Raw genomic sequence first — 18,414 nt, 5'->3', positions numbered from 1 at the left:
GTAGGTGGCGTGTATTTCAAGAATGAGGTTATACTGCAATCTAGCAGTTTGAAGCCTGAGGAGGAATGGCGATGACATCGGGTTATACGCAGCGAGAAGCTGTCATTGTGGAAGCTTTACGTACACCAGTTGGTCGCCGTGGTGGACAGCTACGGGATTGGCATCCAGTTGATTTGTTAGCCCATGTATTCTCGAACCTGATTGAACGTACGCGACTAGATCCAGCTTTGATTGATGATGTGATCGTTGGTTGTGTCAGCCAGGTAGGTGAGCAGAGTCAAAATATTGCGCGTAATGCCGTACTGGCCGCCGGTTTTCCCGAATCTGTACCAGGGACGACCGTGGACCGTCAATGTGGATCCAGCCAGCAGGCGATCCATTTTGCCGCGCAAGGCGTGATCAGCGGTGCTTATGATATTGTGATCGCTGGTGGCGTCGAATCTATGACGCGTGTCCCAATGGGATCAAACGTGCAGGGGGTGGCCTCACCCTTTGGTTCGCGTATGGAACAGCGCTATGCCGGTCAACTGGTGCCTCAGGGTATCAGTGCTGAATTGATCGCTAAAAAGTGGGAATTAGATCGGACCGCGCTGGATACTTTTAGTCTGGAGAGTCATCGGCGGGCTGGCCAGGCGACCGTCGAAGGTCGCTTTTCATCTCAGATTATACCAGTACCAGTGATAGCCGCTGATGGTAGTACTGTCATGTTCGAGCGCGATGAGGGTATTCGGGTCGATAGCAGTCTGGAGAAACTGGCTAATCTCAAGCCAGCCTTTCAAGTGGATGGCGTGGTGACCGCTGGCAATTCTTCACAGATCAGTGATGGCGCGGCCGCGACCTTAATTATGGAACGTAGAACAGCCGAGCGGCTCGGCCTGCGACCACGGGCTCGCTTTATCTCCTTTGCCCTGGCCGGTGATGATCCCATTTTCATGTTGACCGCGCCTATTCCTGCTACCAGGAAAGCGCTGGATAAAGCTGGTTTGACACTAGACCAGATTGATCTTGTTGAAATCAACGAGGCCTTTGCCAGTGTGGTCCTGGCCTGGCAACATGAGTTTCAAGCCGACCTGAGCCGCGTCAATGTCAACGGTGGTGCTATTGCCCTTGGACATCCTCTTGGCGCCTCTGGTGCCCGCCTGATGGCCGTCTTGCTCCATGAGCTTGAGCGACAGGGTGGACGCTATGGCCTGCAAACTATGTGCGAGGGTGGCGGTCTCTCCAACGCCCTGATCATTGAACGCCTCACAGTCTGAGCGTATCGTATCAAATAAGCGCCACCAGATAGGTTTACTGGTGGCGCTTAATGTTAGTGTGTTGGTACTGACCAGATGGCAAGACTGGGATTTGAAAAGCTATAATGATTAATTTCTATCTGAGTACGCTCGACCTTTGAAATCGCTATATAAGCCCCATTAGGAGACCAGAGGATAGTCTGTACTTCTCCCTTGAACTTGTTATACGTCGTGATATCCTGGCCGTTCTGAGGGTCCCACAACTGTACCTGCGTATCCTGATAGGTGCTGGCAATAGATTTGCTATTGGGTGACCAGATGAGCGTAAAGCTATTTGGTCCCATCTTTCCCTTATGTGTAGCAACCTTACGACCAGTGTTGATCTCCCAGATATCGATCTGCTGATTATCTGGACTTGCGACCGCTATATCACGTCCATCAGGTGATAGCACGCTTGCTGCCTGGGCTGAGGATGGTTTCTCAAACATCTTTTTGTCATGGGCAATATCCCAGACGGTGGTCGTAATCTTGTTCTCACCGTCTCCATTTGTAAATACGATCATATAATGGCTATCCTTTGACCAGGATAGATTGCCATCTTTCTGATAGGAAATCGTGAGCGAATGGTCGACAACTTTGCCTGATTGTGTATCTAAAATCGACAGTGTGTTGCCAAAATCCCCGGCAGCCGCATAGCGACCATCAGGCGACACGCTCACTGTTTGTACAGTACTGGCGACGAGACCAGAGCCGACTAATTTTTCGGTGAGCGTATTCCAGATTTCCAGATAGCCATTCGTCGTAGCCAGGGCCAGTGTTTTGTTATCCTGTGACCAGGCAATCTTCTCAACTGTACCGTTGGTACTGGTAGGTGATTGGGCATGCAAGAACTCAATTGTAACGTGGGTACTGGTAGGTGAGAAGATTCGTTGAGCTGTTTGGGCATGCCAGATGAGCACGTTTCCCTTACCATCTATCGTCGCCATACTTTCATTATCTTTTGACCACAAAAGTATCGGACTTGAGATGCTGGTGTGGGAGCTATCTGTTTGTGGCAGATCTGCTGGTTGACTATATGGATGGCTGGCCAGTAGTTGTCCAGTTTTGCTATCCCATATATACAAACTGCCAGTTTTTTTTGTGTTTCCTGCATTTCCTGCGTCGATACCAACCCGGTATTTTCCTCCTGGAGAAACATTGCTGGTCATGATTTGACTATGATCTGCCTGCATTTGCGTTCCTGTATCAACCTCAGGATAGGTGTCCAGTTGGTGGGTTACCATATTGTAGGTGTTTAACTGATTTTGTTGAGCCGTAAAAGAGATCTGTGAACTATCTGTGCTCCATGCGATATTATCATTTAACGTTGCATCTGTGTATGTCCAGCGTGGAGTTGTGTTATCTTGAGCTGTTTGTACGCCGGGCAGATAAACGATGGCAAACCAGGATCCAAGCAGGCTAAAGAGCAAGATTGCTGCTACCAATGTGCCCAGTAGACGCCAACGCTTCTTGCTTTTGGAGACAGAACCGAGGGTGGCTTTGCCCCTGAGCGGGATAATCTCACTGTTATTGTTGGTTGTTGCTGGATTGTCCAACTCAAAACTGTTCTCTATCGCTTCCTCATCAGTACGTACATATTCTGTCCGACTCTCCGCCACTCTTTTTTGTTGTAATGTGTAGAGAGGGGGTGTCTCGTTGTAGTGTGATGCCGGTGGTGTCTGTTGTGTCAACATCTGGAGCGCGGCCTCACGAACAATGGGACTGGGATCAAATTGTGCCGCTGTGATAGGTTGCCATACTTTTTCATTATCCAGAGTACCCAGTGTAAAAATGGCAGCCTCACGGACCAATGACGATTGATCCTGTAAACAGGTCAGCAATTGTTGTACGGGTGCCTCTTCACCCCAACTTGCACAGACCTGGACGGCGGCTACACGTACTGATTCGTCCTGATCAGTGAAGGCTGGCATGAGTGCGGACACATCTTTCTTTTCACCCAATGCGTGGATGGCCTGGACCCGTGCCTGCCAGCCAGCCTGTCTTGCCTCAGCCAGTTGGAGTCGCTGTAAAAGTGTTGGTAAGAGCGTTTCAGGTGCTTTAATATGTTCTCCCATCAGCGGACCTCCCTGATATGGGTATTGAGCAACTGGTGTAAGAGTTTTGTGCCGCGATGTATATTTGACTTGACGGTGCCAACTGGCTGACCAATACGGTCAGCGATCTCGCGGGCACTACAATGCTCAAAGTAGTAGAGCTGAATAGCCGTTTGATAATTTGTGGGTAATTGTTTGATGCCCTGTTCAAGTTCCTGGCGATCTTCGTTATAGCAAGCCACTTCCTCGGGAGTAATATCAGGATCTTCCAGATAGGCTCCAAAGCTGGCCTCGGTCGTATCCAGTGAAATTGAGGGCAATCTGTTTTCACGTGCCCGCAGGTCACGCAGATAATTACTGGCTATATTGCGTGTAATTTCAAACAGCCAGGCTCCGAGTTTGAGCAATGAGATCCGCTGTGGTGGATATCCCTTGAGGGCATAATATGCGCGCTCAAGTGCAAGCAGGACAACTTCCTCAGCTGCATGAGCATTGCGTACTCGACTCAAGGCAAATGCATAGAGCCGGTCTTGATAGGCCAGCACGAGTTGTTCGAAATGCATATTGATATCTTGCGTTAACAAACGCGTGAGCATTTCATCATTATCTTCCATATCATCCTTTTAGCTGCTTGTCAATTTTTCATCATAGACAATCAGCAGCGCCATTTCTCATGATTTGTTCTAAATGGCTTATGATCTTATAGGACATAACACGGCAAGAAGCGAAAGGGTTGCAAAAGGTGATGGTGTTTTATACTCGACAAGCTTCTGGAATTAGCTGTGCTTGTTTGTTGCTTAAACTAGCGATTTCAGGGTATAGTATTCTTAATAACAATAAGTACGTGTAAGCTTGCATGCTTTTATTGTAGATGGTGTAGGAGGGGAGTCTCAGATGTTAAATCCGCAGGACAAATATACTCTAGAAGAGTATTGGAAGCTCGCTGAAACCTTTCCTGAGCGAAAATATGAGTACGTTGACGGCTATATTCGGATGATGACCGGTGGCTCTCCAGCGCATGGTCAAATTGCAGTAAACATTTCACATTTGCTGGTCTCGGCTTTGAGTTCTAGTGATTGTAATGTATATAGCTCTGATGTAGCTATACAATTAACAAATGATAAATGTTATTATCCTGACATTTCTGTGTCATGTGATCCCAGGGATTGGACCAGGAAGAAGGCTTTAGAATCTCCATCCGTTGTAGTAGAGGTGCTATCACCTACTACTGAGCGGATCGATAAAATAGAAAAACTACAAGCTTACCAGTATTATCCAACCATTCAAGAAATTTTGTTTGTGGATTCCCGTAAATGTTATGTTGAGCATCATCATCGCGTAGGTTCGTTCCAATGGTCTGTTTCACTCTATAAAAATAGAGATGATGTTGTTGCACTTTCAAGTATTGAGGTTCATTTTACTGTGCGTGAAATTTATCATAAGGTATATTTAGAGTTAGAAGAAGATTAGTTGTGTCTCCTGCCATACTCGAATCCGGTAATATGGATAGTTTGCACACCTCTACTCATGGTTGTGCCCTTGACAGTCGAGAACAGACTTGGGTATACTACTTATTAACGTAAATGATACAAAAGTAACGGCAATGTTACGAAATTTAATGCACACGTTCAAATGAACATACCATAACTGAATATTTTGCAGTAGTAACTGCTCTCATCAAGAGAGGTGGAGGGATACGGCCCTGTGAAGCCCGGCAACCCGCTTTGCAATGTAGCAAGCAGGGTGCCAATTCCGGTGAAACATGTTTTTACGTGTTTTGCAAGATGAGGGGAACAGCAATGTAGCGGCCCCCCCTGAGAGGGGCTTTTTTGTTACCTGTTTCCTGGAATCCGGTGCACTTTACAATTTAAAAAAAGAGAATTGCGTTGAAGAGGAAGAGTAAATGTATAGGGCGGCTACAGAGAGTTGACGGAGATGAGATGTCAGCACCGTACCGGCATTGAAGATGGCCTCTGAGTTGCAGGTTGAACTCCCTAGTAAGGATTAGTAGACTGAGCCGTGGGCTACGTTATAGCTGTAGTGTGATCTTGTTGCCTGGATGATGGGACATTGGGTGGCCGAGGTAGCAAAAAGATGACACTCGTAAAGGCTGATGTCGTGAGGTATCAGCAAACCAGGGTGGTACCGCGAAGACGTTTACCCCTCGCCCCTGTAGGGTGAGGGTTTTTTTTGTTCCTTTTTCCAGGAAGGAGTATACCGTGGTAGCACAATTAGAATATGTTCAGCGAGCGCAGACGCAGCAGGTACAGACAGAGAATGAAGTGTTGATATTCACTTTTGACCAACTTTTGTTGCAGCGTGGTGGGCGTCTGGGTCCGGTGACCCTGGCTTATGAGACATGGGGAGAGTTGAATGCAACTGGTGATAATGCGATTTTGATTACGCATGCTTTAACCGGTAGCTCACATGCCCACGATCCAGCCGATCCAGAGAATCCGAAGGCGGCCTGGTGGAATCCTTTGATTGGTCCTGGCAAGTATTTTGATACTTCGCGCTACTTTGTGATCTGCGCCAATGTGATCGGGGGCTGCGCTGGTAGTACGGGACCTTCTTCGAAAAATCCTTTAACTGATCGACCCTTTGGCATGCGTTTTCCCGTAATTACTATCAGGGATATGGTGCGTGCTCAACATAAATTGATCAAGCATCTAGGCGTACGGCGTCTGGCGATGGTGGCCGGTGGCTCGATTGGTGGACAGCAGGCGCTCGAGTGGGCGGTGATGTATCCACAACTGGTTGAGAAGGTGGCGGTTATCGCGGCCTCGGCTGCGGTTTCTGCCCAGGCTATCTCCTTCAATGAAGTGGCGCGCCAGTCAATTATGGCTGATCCAGCCTGGCTGTGTGGCGATTACTTGCCCGGCCATGGACCTGCTACCGGTCTTTCAATTGCGCGTATGCTCGCTATGATTACCTATCAAAGTGAAGAGTCGATGGAGATGCGCTTCTCACGCAACCCGGTCCAGCGTGAAGCGGCGACGGCTCCAACCTTTTCACCTGAACTGGGTGGTCGCTTCGATGTGGAAAATTACCTGTACTATCAGGGTGATCAGTTAGCCCGGCGCTTTGATGCCAATAGCTATCTTTACATCAGTCGGGCCATGGATCTCTATGATGTAAGTGAAGGCTACGCCTCACTTGAAGAGGCTTTAGGTCGTATTCGTAGTCAGATGATATTTGTCGGTATCCGTTCCGATTTTCTCTTTCCCGCGTCACATGTACGCTGGCTCGCCGATAAAGTACAGATGGTAGGAGGTAATGCGCGTTATGTGGAGCTAGATTCTCCACATGGTCATGATGCATTTTTGAAAGAGTGGGATCAATTAACTGAAGCTCTTCGTCAGTTCTAATTGTCATTTTCATCGTTAAAAGGGGAAATAACTCTCATGGCATTGAACAATAATCGCAGCTATGGTTTTGAAACATTATCTTTACATGCTGGACAAGAGACCGCTGATAGCGCGACTGGAGCCCGCGCAGTACCTATTTATCAGACTTCATCATATGTTTTTGATAGCCCGGAGCATGCAGCTAATTTGTTTGCGCTCAAGCAGTTTGGCAATATCTATACCCGTATTATGAATCCAACCCAGGATGCGTTTGAGCGCCGCGTGGCTGCTCTAGAGGGTGGTGTTGGCGCGCTGGCCGTCGCTTCAGGTCAGGCTGCGGAATCGCTGGCTCTCTTTAATATTGCTGGCGCGGGTGATGAGATTATTTCTTCTGCCAGTCTCTATGGCGGCACCTATAATCTTTTCCATTATACCTTTGAGAAACTGGGTATCAAGGTTCATTTCGTAGATAGCCGCGATCCAGAGAATTTCCGGCCTCTGATCAATGAGCGCACCAAGGCTATCTATGCCGAGACGGTTGGTAATCCTCGCCTGGATACGCTGGATATTCAAGCGGTGGCTGATATTGCGCATGAGCATGGCTTACCATTGATTGTGGACAATACGATTCCGACTCCCTATCTGTTGCAGCCTTTGAAGCATGGGGCCGATATTGTTGTCCATTCGGCAACCAAGTTTATTGGTGGCCACGGTACCTCAATTGGTGGTGTCATTGTTGATGGTGGTAAGTTTGACTGGGCGGCCAGCGGTCGCTTCCCCAGTCTGACTGAGCCCGATCCTTCCTATCATGGCGTACGTTATGTTGAGGCGGTAGGTCCACTGGCCTATATCATCAAAGCCCGCGTACAGCTGTTGCGTGACCTGGGTCCTGCGACGACTCCCTTCAATTCCTGGCTCTTCCTTCAGGGACTTGAGACCCTGCCACTGCGCCTGGAGCGCCATAGTCAAAATGCCCTGCGTCTCGCCGAATTCCTGGAGCAGCATCCAGCCGTTAGCTGGGTCGTGTATCCTGGTCTAAAGAGTCATCCGCAGCATGACCTGGCACAAAAATACTTCACCCATGGCGGTTACGGTGCCATCATTGGCTTTGGTATTAAAGGTGGTCTCGAAGCTGGTAAGCAGCTGATCCGCCATATTGAGCTTTTCTCACATCTGGCAAATATTGGTGATGCCAAGTCGCTGATCATCCATCCTGCCAGTACAACCCATGCCCAGTTAACACCTGAAGAACAGGTCGAAACGGGTGTAACGCCAGACTTTATCCGACTCTCGGTTGGTCTGGAGACAGTTGACGATCTGATCGATGATCTCGATCAAGCTTTGAAAGCGGCGGTCGCTGATGTTGGTGTCGCCCTGGATGTGTAGCTAAATCCTCTTTGGGACCTGTCGCCTGTTTTCTTGGTTTGAAAAGGTTACAGGTCCTGAAGTCAATCGATGAATAGTGGTGGTTTGCTATGGAACAATCTGTCTGTGTTTTGAAATTTGGTGGAACTTCAGTTGGGAATGGTGAGCGCATTCGTCGTGTGGCATCAATCATAACTGATACTTTGCATGATCCGACAACTCCGTTTCCTGTCGTGGTGGTTTCGGCGATGTCTGGGGTCACTGACCAGTTATTGCGTATTGCCCGTCACGCGTGTTCTAGTGAAGAGGAGGCCTGTGATAAAGAGCTGCTCGCGCTACGCCAGAAACATATTGAAACTGCGGCGCAGGTCACGCCGATTGGTGATGAGCGCAACACGTTGCTGCACGAGCTTGAGGCTGCATTAGCTCAGTTGAGTGAGGATGTAGGTATCTTACGTCAGGCGGCCCCCGTTGGAGATATGGTGCACCTGCGTACCGCGGCGGTCGCATCCTGGGGTGAGCGCCTCTCGATCCTGCTGGTCTCAGCGGCTACCAGAGCTCATGGTGTCAAGGCCGAACCAGTACGTAAAGAAGTTATTATTACCAGTCATCCTCCGCATGATTCCTCCCAGCCATTTGGTGTGGTTGAGGGTGCTGATCCCCTGAACGATGAGACGCGTGCCAACGCGCACACATTGATTTATCCGTTGGTGCAGGCTGGCATCGTTCCGATCGCGGCCGGATTCCTTGGACGCACAATTACGGGTTTTGTTACCACCCTCGGGCGTAATGGTTCAGATTATTCTGCCACCACGATTGGTGCCGCCCTTGATTGCGTTGATGTTTCTATCTACACAGACGTTGACGGTGTGCTGACAGCCGATCCCAGGCTGGTAGCCAACACCAGATTGTTGCCAAACCTCTCGTATGCAGAAGCGGCTCGGCTCTCATGGTTTGGAGCCAAAGTCCTGCATCCGCGTACCTTGATTCCGATTGCCCTGCGCAACATTCCAGTGCGTGTGCGTAATTCTTTCCGTCCACATATTCGTGGAACGGTTATTGGTCCGGTAGATCATACATCCAGTGGCGCGGGCGCGATCTCTACACGCCGCAAACTGGCTATGATTACTGTGGAGAGCACGGACCTCTTTGGAGCGCCTGAGAATGCTGGACAGGTGTTTGTGCTGGCCGCCAAAGCAGGCGCGGCACCAGTCGCTATCTGTTCTTCATCCGGTCATCATTTGTCCTTCTTAGTCGATGAAAAAGCTATTGACTCGGTCGTAAAGTTACTGCATCATGACATGGATGCCGCTCTCTGGCGCGTCTCGGTGCGCCGTGGCCTGGCTGCCTGTGCCTGTATCGGTTCTGGTTTTACGAATGATCCTATGAGCTCGGCCCGTGCGATTACCGCCCTGGCCAGCGAGCGTATTCCAGTTATTTCGCAGGGAGCATCTGAGCAAGGCATCACCTTGATTGTGGAGGATCGTTCAAGTGAGCGCGCCCTACGCTGCCTACACCGGGACCTGATCGCGCCGGTGATCCCATTGGTGCGTCATCCAGCCGAACGCAAAGGAGAGCGCCGTCAAGCTTGATAGCGTCTCCCCCCGTAACGGCAGGGCTTGCCCCTGCCCCGGTTCACGTACGACCATGCACAGGCCAGAGGCTGTACGTGCTTCGTTCAACACGAATACGTGTTTGAGGGACATTTCTTACGTGAGCTGGAGCAGGGGCAAGCCCTGCCGTTACGTGAGCTGGTAGCAGGGGCAAGCCTTGCTGCTACGTGGGTGGTGGGGATCGATGGAAGTAAGTGTATCGGACACCAACTGTCCCATTAGAAGATAGAAGACAAAAGACTATGGAGAGACAGCATAAGAAGATTCCTGTTGGCGTGTTAGGGGCAACCGGCATGGTTGGTCAGCGCTTTATCGAGTTGTTGCAGAATCATCCCTGGTTTGAAGTAGTTGCTCTGGCTGCATCGGGTAAGCATAATGGTCGCTCATATGCCGAGTCAACGGTCTGGCGTTTATCGGGTAGTGATATGCCAGCCACGGCGGCTGCTTTGCCCGTGGTTGCCTGCCGTCCTGAAGAGATGCCGGACGTAAAGATCGTGTTTTCTGCTTTGCCTGGAGAAATCGCGGGCGAGATTGAGATCGCCTTTGCCCAGGCTGGTGTGGCGGTATTCAGTAACGCAAAAAATCATCGCATGGCAGCAGATGTCCCGTTATTGATTCCAGAAGTTAATGCGGACCATATTGCTGCCGTGGCGCAACAGCAACGTCAGCGAGGTTGGTCTGGTTTTATTATCACCAATGCCAATTGCTCATCTACGCCGCTGGTTATGGCTCTCAAACCCTTACAGCAGGCCTTTGGTGTGAGTAAGGTCCTGGTGACTACTTTGCAGTCTATTTCCGGGGCTGGCTATCCAGGACTCCCTTCGTACGATATTATTGATAACGCGATCCCATATATCAGTGGCGAAGAGGAAAAGGTTGAAAGCGAAACGCTGAAGATGCTGGGAGACTGGCGGGAGGGTCAGGGTTTTGCGGATGCTCCGCTGGTGGTAAGTGCCCATTGTAACCGGGTCGCTACACGTGAGGGACATTTAGAGTGCGCCAGTATTGAACTGGAGCGTGATGCCAGTCCTGAAGAGATTATTGCCACCTGGGAAAATTATGTTCCAGAGCCGCAGTCGGTCCAGTTGCCCAGTGCGCCAGTGCACGCTTTACATTATCGTCATGAACATGATCGGCCCCAAACCCTGCGTGATCGTGATGCGGGAAATGGTATGACCGTGACGCTGGGTCGCCTGCGCCGTTGTCCAATCCTTAGCTATAAGTTTGTTATGCTTGGACATAATACTATTCGCGGTGCCGCCGGTGGCTCCATCTTAAATGCTGAATGGTGTGTCCACAAAGGCCTGCTGTAATCTTGCTACATAAACAAGGAGCTGACCGTTTATAAGATCAGCTCCTTCTTATAGTTTTTAATATGTTTAGCCAGCGCTACTTGAACCACCGCCGGCCCCGCCACTGCCGCCACCAAAACCGCCGCCACCAAAGCTCGATCCACCGAAGTCTGCGGAACTTCCCGCGCCATAATTGCTGACAGGGGGTGGGGTATGGACCATGACGATCATAGGTGATAGAGGTTGATAGTATTGAACATCCTCATCATCGTTATATTGCGGTTTACGCGCCATGAACCAGGATGGGAAGACCGTGATCCCCATCTGCTGGAAACTCTCAATCCACGTCTGTCCCCAGCCGAAACTGGTGGCATAGGGCAAGTAACGCACAAAAATGCTTTGTTTATGGTCCATACTGCTGGCTTTAAACTCCTCATCATGTATGAGGCTGTTCAGATATTTATTGAATGCTCTACACTCGGCGATCGCCTGTTGTCCTTGTTCAGAGTAGTAGCGACCGGAGCTGCGCATGATCAGGATAACGATACCAGCCACGAGCAATCCCAATGGCAGTAACCCCAATGGCCACATATGCAGGCTACTGGCGATAAACAGGCCAATGATAGTTCCAAACACGCCCAATACCAGTAGCAAGACAGCCAGAAAGCCAAGGGTCTTACGCAGCGGCTGATATGAGTTAGCCAGAAAGCCATAGTCTTTTAATTCCTGGCGCACCGGTGAGCTGAATTGAGGAGCATGCATTTGATAGAGGGCTTCAAGCGTAGAAAATGGCACAGATGTTGGATCTTGCTGATCATTTCTGAAGAAGGTGCTCAACAAGCCGGCTTCATGTAAGGCTGGCTGCGTTGGCATGTTGACTAATTCAACATTCAGATCTTCCTTGCTCTGTTCTTCTTGCTCAGCGGATCGCTCGTTCTCTACGATGGTTACCACGCCTTGATTGGCCAGATCAAAGAGGGTCCCAAGTGCCTGCTTAAAGCCGGCTTCTTCATGCCTGGATAGGTTAATCAGTGTTCCGGCGATTCCAGGCTTTAAGCCATATGGTGGCTCGCTAAGTATGTGTCGTTCAATAGATGGTTTCACAAGTTTGGGTTGACGACCGCGTTTATAAAAGAAAGCGACCAGGCTGACCAGAATACCAATACCGAGCGCCCCCAACCAGCCAACAGGTGAATAGGTATCTGTTTCTTGCTGCCGGGCCTGCCAGGCCGGTGGCGCTTGAATCAAGCTGCCGGGCTTAAATTGTAGTCCAATCTCCATCGGTGAGTCAGGCGCAATATTTTTACCCTCGTAGACCACCGATCCTGGTGTTGCTGGTTGCTTGAGTACGGCATCGCCCTGTATCAGTGTGGGAGTAGTCAAAAGCTGTGCGGGATCAGCATAGTTGACGGTGATGGTGGTAGCTTGAATGGGATAGCTATAGGATTTTGGGAGGGCATACCAATCCAGTAGATCCGCTTGCTGTGTTTTTTGGATGACACCTTGAACACGATAGGTGAGCCGATACGTATGGCTGGTGTCACTTTGTGCCTTGAAATGCCAGGTTAGCTTGACTGGATTACTGCTATTATCGACCTCATACTGTCCATTATCGGTGCCTTGACTCATAGTTTTGTCATCCACACTGGCACTGACAATCGAGAGATTATCGGTCTGATCGGTGGGGATTTCGCGATTGACAAAACTGAAATCGCCGCCCGTAAAATGAAAGGTTACGGCCTCGGTCACAATAAGTGTATTATTTTTTTGTACGTTGATTGTTGAGTTATAGAGCTCCGCCGTATACTCTTTCTGAGTGGGTGCGGCCAAAGCCTGCGACGCGCCCGTAATACATAAGAGCAGGAAGAGTGGTATTACCAGATATAATTTTCGGATCATGCTATGGGCTCCTCATATAAAATTTGCGCAGAGTAGGATATAGATATACTCATATATAGCATGACGCTATAATATGAAAAGATTCAAACCTGAGGAGAAGATCAAAGAATATGGGGGCACACGCTACTGTGTGCCCCCATATCTTAATATGGGTGAGGAATTAGCTTGATGGCTAGTGTATTTCTTTGATTAATGCGGGTACCAGGATTTCAGCATTGGGGGTGCCCAATCCTGTTACTGCATCCCAGCCTTCTACTGCATTAAACCCTTTGACTTTGGCGGTTGGATTGTCATTATTCCCGATGGTTACATCATGGAAAGCCTGTGGATAGGCGCCAGAAGTGGCTATTTTGTACAATGCTGGATTGATGAAGCCGAGAGGATGGCCCGCCTTTTGATTGGCCATGGCTGTAATGGCGCTCCAGACCGGGGCACTGGCACTTGTTCCACCAGCCTGTGTCCAGCTACCAGCAATATAGACGGCCAGACCCGTAAATGGATCCGCTACAGCTGAGACATCGGGTACGCCACGGCGATCCTTGAATTGTGCCAGGGTGCCGGCCGGTAAGAGCTTCTGATAGGATGGGGTAGGATAGAATGAGCTGAAACCGCCACCACTACCTGACCAGGCTTTTTCTTGAAAGCTACCGTTCTTTGTTTCCAGGGTTGTACCACCCACACTGGTTACCCATGGTGAATCGGCCGCGAAACTGGTTGTGGGTACATCAGCGATCTTTTTGGCATCCATGTCCGCAAAATCAGTGGCACCGTTGTCGCCAGAAGAAGAGAAGTAGGTCATACCCTGCTGGGTGGTCCCTTTCTGGAGCAATGTATTCCACAGCTTCAGTTCGTCCTGTCCCTTTTGATCTTTAAAGGTCAACTCGGATGCACCCCAACTGTGAGAAACAATGTTGCCGAGCTTGTTGTCAATCGTATATTGCTCAAGCTTGCGGAACTCTGGTAGACCAATCGTGCCTTCGGTTTCAGCGACCGGACTGACCAGCACCACTATCTTGGCGTCTGGCGCCAGCGCATGGATGATCTGTACATCTAGCGTTGTTTCAGCCGCCCAGCCGCTTTTGTCATGGTGAGGATCATATTCGGGAACACTGAGAGGAGAGATTATCTGAAGATTTACTGGTGGCAGATTAAAGGTCTTGTCGAAGACCTCCATATCTTTTTGCAGGGTCGGGCTACCGAAGGAGACGATGTCAACGACCGTCTGTCCTTTTCCCGTGAAACCTTGTTTATGTAGTGCATCTATGCCGTAAGCCTTACGCATTGCATTGGGTGTCAGGCAGGTTGGTAATTGTCTAATAATGGCGGGACAGGCATCTGTACTGGCCGCACGCGTGGGTTGGGGGGTGGGGGTAGGTTGTCCGTCCGTTCCTACTGCTAAGACTGGACCACACGATGGTAGCATCAGGAAGATAAGCAGCAAAGGGACAAGAAGACGCAGAGTGCGTTTCATTTTAGCTCCTAACAACACTAGCTTCTAAATTACTATCCTTAATGGGCACTTGACTGTTCTCGCCTGCTTCCTTCATCTCTCTAGCGTAGCGTCCAGGGACATGTGAGAGCGATGGCGTGGAAGTTTTTACCTTAACCTCATCAGGCTGAGGTTATTTGTCTTACACTTCTTAAGAACCGCTATCATATCCTATCATGGATGACGCTAGTTTTGTAGTAATCAGGTAAGCCTCTCAAGGCCCCTAACTCTTTGGTTTGACTGTATAACGCTGATATCACGTGCGTAAGATACAAGATATGACATATACGATACGGGTTACAATATCCATTTTATATGATTTATCAGGTAGGAATATATTCCTATCGAATACACGCTTATTTGACCTGGGGACCTGATTTGGTTACAGTTATGATGAGAAGTTGAGTACATCTGGTGTTGGGTCGTTTTGTAGTAGTGCAGCTCAGCTGAATTGTGAAGGTATTTACGGATGTTGTCTTCAGATCGTTATCGTAAGCGAAAGAATATATATCGGCAGCGTAATCGTATTGCCCCACTGGCTCATGAAGCCGCAGGAACGAATATGCCGATTGAACAGTTGCCGTTTCCTAAAAGTGAGCACTTTTTTTCTTATGATGTTGTTCATACTCCTCCATTGTTTCCGCCTGTAGCTTCCAACGAATATATTTTGACTGCTCAACCCTTACCTAATGTCTTTCCAGATGGTGGCTGCCAATTTCCAGCCTCCCAGTTACCTGTGACCACGATCCCACAATTTTTACCGGTTCCTCCTGGTCAAGCACTGCCTCAGCCGCATCTGGCAGGCGCGCAAAGAGCAGAGACAATTGTCAGATCCGCTGTTCCGCGACCAATAGGCAGACCTCCTATTTTGATTCCAGCGACACAGAAGAGGAGACCCGCTCCGGCGACCCCCTTACAGGGACGGCGCTTGATCGTGCATGGTGCTCTGAGTATTTTATCAATATTTATCGCCGTGGGAGGTGTGATGGCACTGGTACCCGTCGATAAAAGTGAACACATTTATAGTACATTGTCCTTTCCCTTTTATACGACCGCGGTCAGAAAAAATGACACAGCCTTGATTCAAGCTCAGGCGGCTACCGCCACTGCTGTCACCGTTGATGGCTTTGATCCTGGTGGTGGACGTGTCTACGCAGGGGTTAAAGCTGCTCCCTTAGATGTGCATGTTTCTGCAATAGATTCTGGAAGCTTGCGCCGTTTCTTTTATGGGCAATGTACCTATTGGGCTAACCAGCGCTATCACGAGGAGACCGGTCATTGGATACCCTGGTTAGGGAACGCTTATCAATGGGCCTATCAAGCTCCCGCCTATGGTTGGAATATCTCCAGTACCCCCAATCCTCATGGAAGTTCCATTATGGTGTTTGGTCCATATGCTGAGGGCGCGGGCGCTTATGGGCATGTAGCTGTTGTTGAAAGAGTCAATGGCGATGGCAGTGTCCTCACCAGTAATTGGAATTGGAATGGAGATTGGGCCACCCTCACCTGGCATACCTTTTATCCTGGTCGTGGCATCAGTTTTCTCTGGTATCCAGATTAACCCAGCATACACGCTCTGAAATTTTCTTTGGTAAGATCCTCAAATCCCGAAGAAAATTTCAGAATAACCTATCTTCATCATGCGAATAATACGAGCGATGTGCCTTGTAAGACAAACATTGTGGTATTTTTAAAAGCTTTACATTCAAATGCACGATAGTTATATAGTCCTACGAAAAGTTTGATTAATTGACTGAGTCCCCAGTACTTAGGTAAAGTCAAGTTAAGTATTTGAGTAGGCCTATTTGAAACGTCGTATCTGATGCACCTGCGTAAGATTGAAGGTAATGTGTATGTTATTTCGTGACCGTTCTCGTACTGCTGATGCTGAACACCCACATCCCTCTACACAACGAATGGGTGGTGGAGCTCCAGGCATGTTAATAGATCAGGATGCGTTTCCTGACGCCGCTCCTATTATGCCAGCCCCCGGTGATGCACAATCTCCTCTTGTTCCGTTGCCATTAGATGCTACCATGATGCCAACCACAGTACAGACCCAGAATACGACAAAGTCATTGCGTGAACCTGTATTTATTCCCAGCACTGGCAAAAAAAGTACCGGTACTTTGCGCCCTCCCCAGGGCAGGCGTACAGTGGTTCACGTCGGTGTGGCGCTCGTCTTAATTGTGATTTTATTTGGTACGCTACTGGCTGTACTTCCGACAGGTAATGGTGAGGCAAGCGGCAAGCTGGCACAATTATTTAATCCTAGCACAAACTCGACAACATCCAGGAAAAACGATACAGCCTTGATCGCAGCCGAGGCCGCAACCGCTACGGCGGTGACGCAAGATGGTTATGACGCAGGTAACCAGGTCTATGCTGGTGTGCAGACGGCCGCCCCCGCTAATAATATTCCGGCCGAGGATCAAGGAAGTTTGAGTCGCTTCTTCTATGGACAATGTACGTATTGGGCGAATATGCGCTATCACCAATTGACTGGCCACTGGGTACCCTGGCTTGGTAACGCTGGCGATTGGGCCTATCAGGCGCCTGCCTATGGTTGGAAAACCTCCCCAGTCCCTAACCCGAATGGACCTTCGATTATCGTGTTAGGCCCCTATACGCAAGGCGCTGGCTCCTATGGCCATGTTGCAGTTGTAGAGACCGGAGTATCAAACCCATATAATGGCGTCTCAACCAGTAACTGGAACTGGAATGGTGGTTGGGCCACCACGAGTTGGGTTACCTTCTATCCTGGCCCTGGAGTAACCTTTGTCTGGTTCCCAGGCTAAGCACTCAACGCGCATGTCAGGCTGATTGCTAAGCGCATAGAAACGGAGATAGAAAGCTCTATCTCCGTTTGACTTTTTCTGCAGCTTAAATATAGAAAAATATAAAAAAGGTATAGCTACATAGTCCTAATAAGTGTTGATAAATTGACGCATATAGGCGTAATTAGATAAATTGTGGTCGGAGGCTTGCAGAAATGCAATTGATTGCCGGCTCATAAGAGAATAATTCTATCGAACTAAAGGTTAGTATACATGTTTTCAAATGAATACACTGATACGTCCACTGGCGTAGAACAATTGGATTTTGAGAGGCCCACCCCGCAAAAGGGTGGTGTTGCAACATCCTCATCCTCTGCTGAGCAGATGTCAATCGTCAAGAAGGAGCCACAAACCGGAGATGTTGATCAGGTTGCTGTTGCTAAGGCGACAAAGGATCTAACTCCAGCACGACGTGACCCCTTATTGATTCCAGCGACCGGGAAGAAAAGCGCGGGTACGTTACGTCCTCCCAAAGGTAGGCGGACCGTTATAAATATTGGTGCTACTATTGTGCTGGTAGTGATAATCATTGGTGTATTGGCAGCTGTGGTCCCGATGGGTCCCGGTTCGGCCAATGGCCTGAGTAAGATATTTAATCCTGCCGTCAGTTCAACCAATGCTCGTCAGAACACGACCGCTTTGATTGCGGCCCAGGCCGCAACCGCTACGGCGGTGACGCAGGATGGTTTTGAGCTCAATGGGGCCGGTGGTAAATATAGCTTTGCTGGCGTCCAGAATAATTTTACCTTGCCAGATGGTACGCAGACGAATAATGTGCCACAGCAACCGGCTCAACCGCAGCAGCCAGCGCAACCACAACAACCCTCTGCTCCTGGCTCGACCGGTACGACCGGCGGTATTTCGTCAAGCACTGGCACAATTGCCGATGGCAGTTTCTATAATCCATTTACGGCCGGACAATGTACCTATTGGGCGGATTATGAATATCATAAGCTCACTGGCTATGCCGTACCATGGACTGGTAATGCTGGCGATTGGGCTGCTAATGCCTATGGGTATAGTGGCTGGAATGTTTCGTCTACCCCGCATCTACCTTCGATTATCGTGTTGCAGCCCGGTACCCAGTATGCTGGCGGTGCCGGCCACGTAGCCGTGGTTGAGAAGATTAACGCCGACGGCTCCGTAGAGACGACTAACTGGAATGTAATTGGCTGGGGACAATTCTCCTGGGCCCACTACACACCCGGACCTGGCGTCCAATTTGTCTGGCATTCGTAAGCCAG

At 49.4% G+C, this 18,414-nt stretch carries 13 protein-coding genes and 1 riboswitch; of the genes, 9 read left to right on the top strand and 4 right to left on the bottom strand.

Translation table 11 applies throughout. The features are described 5' to 3' along the window. Nucleotides 1-71: 71 nt before the first annotated feature. The gene (locus EL633_RS05550) at nucleotides 72-1,256 is read left to right on the top strand and encodes a thiolase family protein (protein ID WP_126626230.1); all 1,185 of its coding nucleotides are present in this window, start codon (nucleotides 72-74) and stop codon (nucleotides 1,254-1,256) included. A 53-nt stretch (nucleotides 1,257-1,309) separates the two neighbouring features. Here the strand turns inward: EL633_RS05550 and EL633_RS05545 are convergent, their stop codons facing one another. Both EL633_RS05545 and EL633_RS05540 read right to left on the bottom strand, forming a co-directional pair. Next, nucleotides 1,310-3,349, bottom strand: a complete 2,040-nt coding sequence (locus EL633_RS05545; protein WP_126626229.1) for a HEAT repeat domain-containing protein — start codon at nucleotides 3,347-3,349, stop codon at nucleotides 1,310-1,312. Next, nucleotides 3,349-3,942, bottom strand: coding sequence for an RNA polymerase sigma factor (locus EL633_RS05540; RefSeq protein ID WP_126626228.1), 594 nt, complete (start codon nucleotides 3,940-3,942; stop codon nucleotides 3,349-3,351). The genes EL633_RS05545 and EL633_RS05540 overlap by 1 nt, the downstream gene beginning before the upstream one ends. A gap of 280 nt (nucleotides 3,943-4,222) precedes the next feature. On the opposite strand from EL633_RS05540, the gene EL633_RS05535 reads away from it, so the two are divergent. The 5 genes from EL633_RS05535 (at nucleotide 4,223) to asd (ending at nucleotide 10,966) form a co-directional block, all read left to right on the top strand. Continuing rightward, nucleotides 4,223-4,798, top strand: a complete 576-nt coding sequence (locus EL633_RS05535) for a Uma2 family endonuclease (protein ID WP_126626227.1) — start codon at nucleotides 4,223-4,225, stop codon at nucleotides 4,796-4,798. Nucleotides 4,799-4,999: 201 nt separating this feature from the next. Then, nucleotides 5,000-5,119: riboswitch (SAM riboswitch) on the top strand. A gap of 428 nt (nucleotides 5,120-5,547) precedes the next feature. Continuing rightward, nucleotides 5,548-6,696, top strand: coding sequence for a homoserine O-acetyltransferase MetX (gene metX, locus EL633_RS05530; RefSeq protein WP_126626226.1), 1,149 nt, complete (start codon nucleotides 5,548-5,550; stop codon nucleotides 6,694-6,696). A gap of 36 nt (nucleotides 6,697-6,732) precedes the next feature. Beyond that, the gene (locus EL633_RS05525; RefSeq protein WP_126626225.1) at nucleotides 6,733-8,061 is read left to right on the top strand and encodes a homocysteine synthase; all 1,329 of its coding nucleotides are present in this window, start codon (nucleotides 6,733-6,735) and stop codon (nucleotides 8,059-8,061) included. A gap of 89 nt (nucleotides 8,062-8,150) precedes the next feature. Continuing rightward, nucleotides 8,151-9,632 (top strand): aspartate kinase, encoded by a 1,482-nt coding sequence (locus EL633_RS05520; RefSeq protein WP_126626224.1) that lies wholly within the window; start codon nucleotides 8,151-8,153, stop codon nucleotides 9,630-9,632. Nucleotides 9,633-9,895: 263 nt separating this feature from the next. Next, entirely contained in the window at nucleotides 9,896-10,966 is a 1,071-nt protein-coding gene (asd, locus tag EL633_RS05515; RefSeq protein WP_126626223.1) for an aspartate-semialdehyde dehydrogenase, read from the top strand. A 66-nt stretch (nucleotides 10,967-11,032) separates the two neighbouring features. Here asd and EL633_RS05510 read toward each other — a convergent pair whose 3' ends face one another. Then, nucleotides 11,033-12,844, bottom strand: a complete 1,812-nt coding sequence (locus EL633_RS05510; protein ID WP_126626222.1) for a DUF2207 domain-containing protein — start codon at nucleotides 12,842-12,844, stop codon at nucleotides 11,033-11,035. 172 nt (nucleotides 12,845-13,016) lie between these two features. After that, nucleotides 13,017-14,315 carry a S53 family peptidase gene (locus tag EL633_RS05505; RefSeq protein WP_126626221.1) on the bottom strand — a complete coding sequence of 433 codons (1,299 nt, stop codon included), beginning with the start codon at nucleotides 14,313-14,315 and terminating at the stop codon, nucleotides 13,017-13,019. Between the two features lie 487 nt (nucleotides 14,316-14,802). Between EL633_RS05505 and EL633_RS37795 the strand changes: the two genes are divergently transcribed. From EL633_RS37795 to EL633_RS05490, 3 genes are all read left to right on the top strand, one after another. Next, a complete protein-coding gene (locus tag EL633_RS37795; protein ID WP_126626220.1) occupies nucleotides 14,803-15,894 on the top strand; it encodes a CHAP domain-containing protein in 1,092 nt (363 codons plus the stop codon). Nucleotides 15,895-16,186: 292 nt separating this feature from the next. Beyond that, entirely contained in the window at nucleotides 16,187-17,131 is a 945-nt protein-coding gene (locus EL633_RS05495) for a CHAP domain-containing protein (RefSeq protein WP_174845159.1), read from the top strand. Nucleotides 17,132-17,383: 252 nt separating this feature from the next. After that, on the top strand, nucleotides 17,384-18,409 hold the full coding sequence (locus tag EL633_RS05490; RefSeq protein ID WP_126626219.1) for a CHAP domain-containing protein: 1,026 nt from the start codon (nucleotides 17,384-17,386) through the stop codon (nucleotides 18,407-18,409). Nucleotides 18,410-18,414 lie beyond the last annotated feature (5 nt).

The organism is Dictyobacter alpinus, from assembly GCF_003967575.1.
Lineage (GTDB): Bacteria > Chloroflexota > Ktedonobacteria > Ktedonobacterales > Ktedonobacteraceae > Dictyobacter > Dictyobacter alpinus.
The sequence above is the reverse complement of the archived record's forward strand: the minus strand, read 5'-3'. Positions and strand labels throughout refer to the sequence as shown.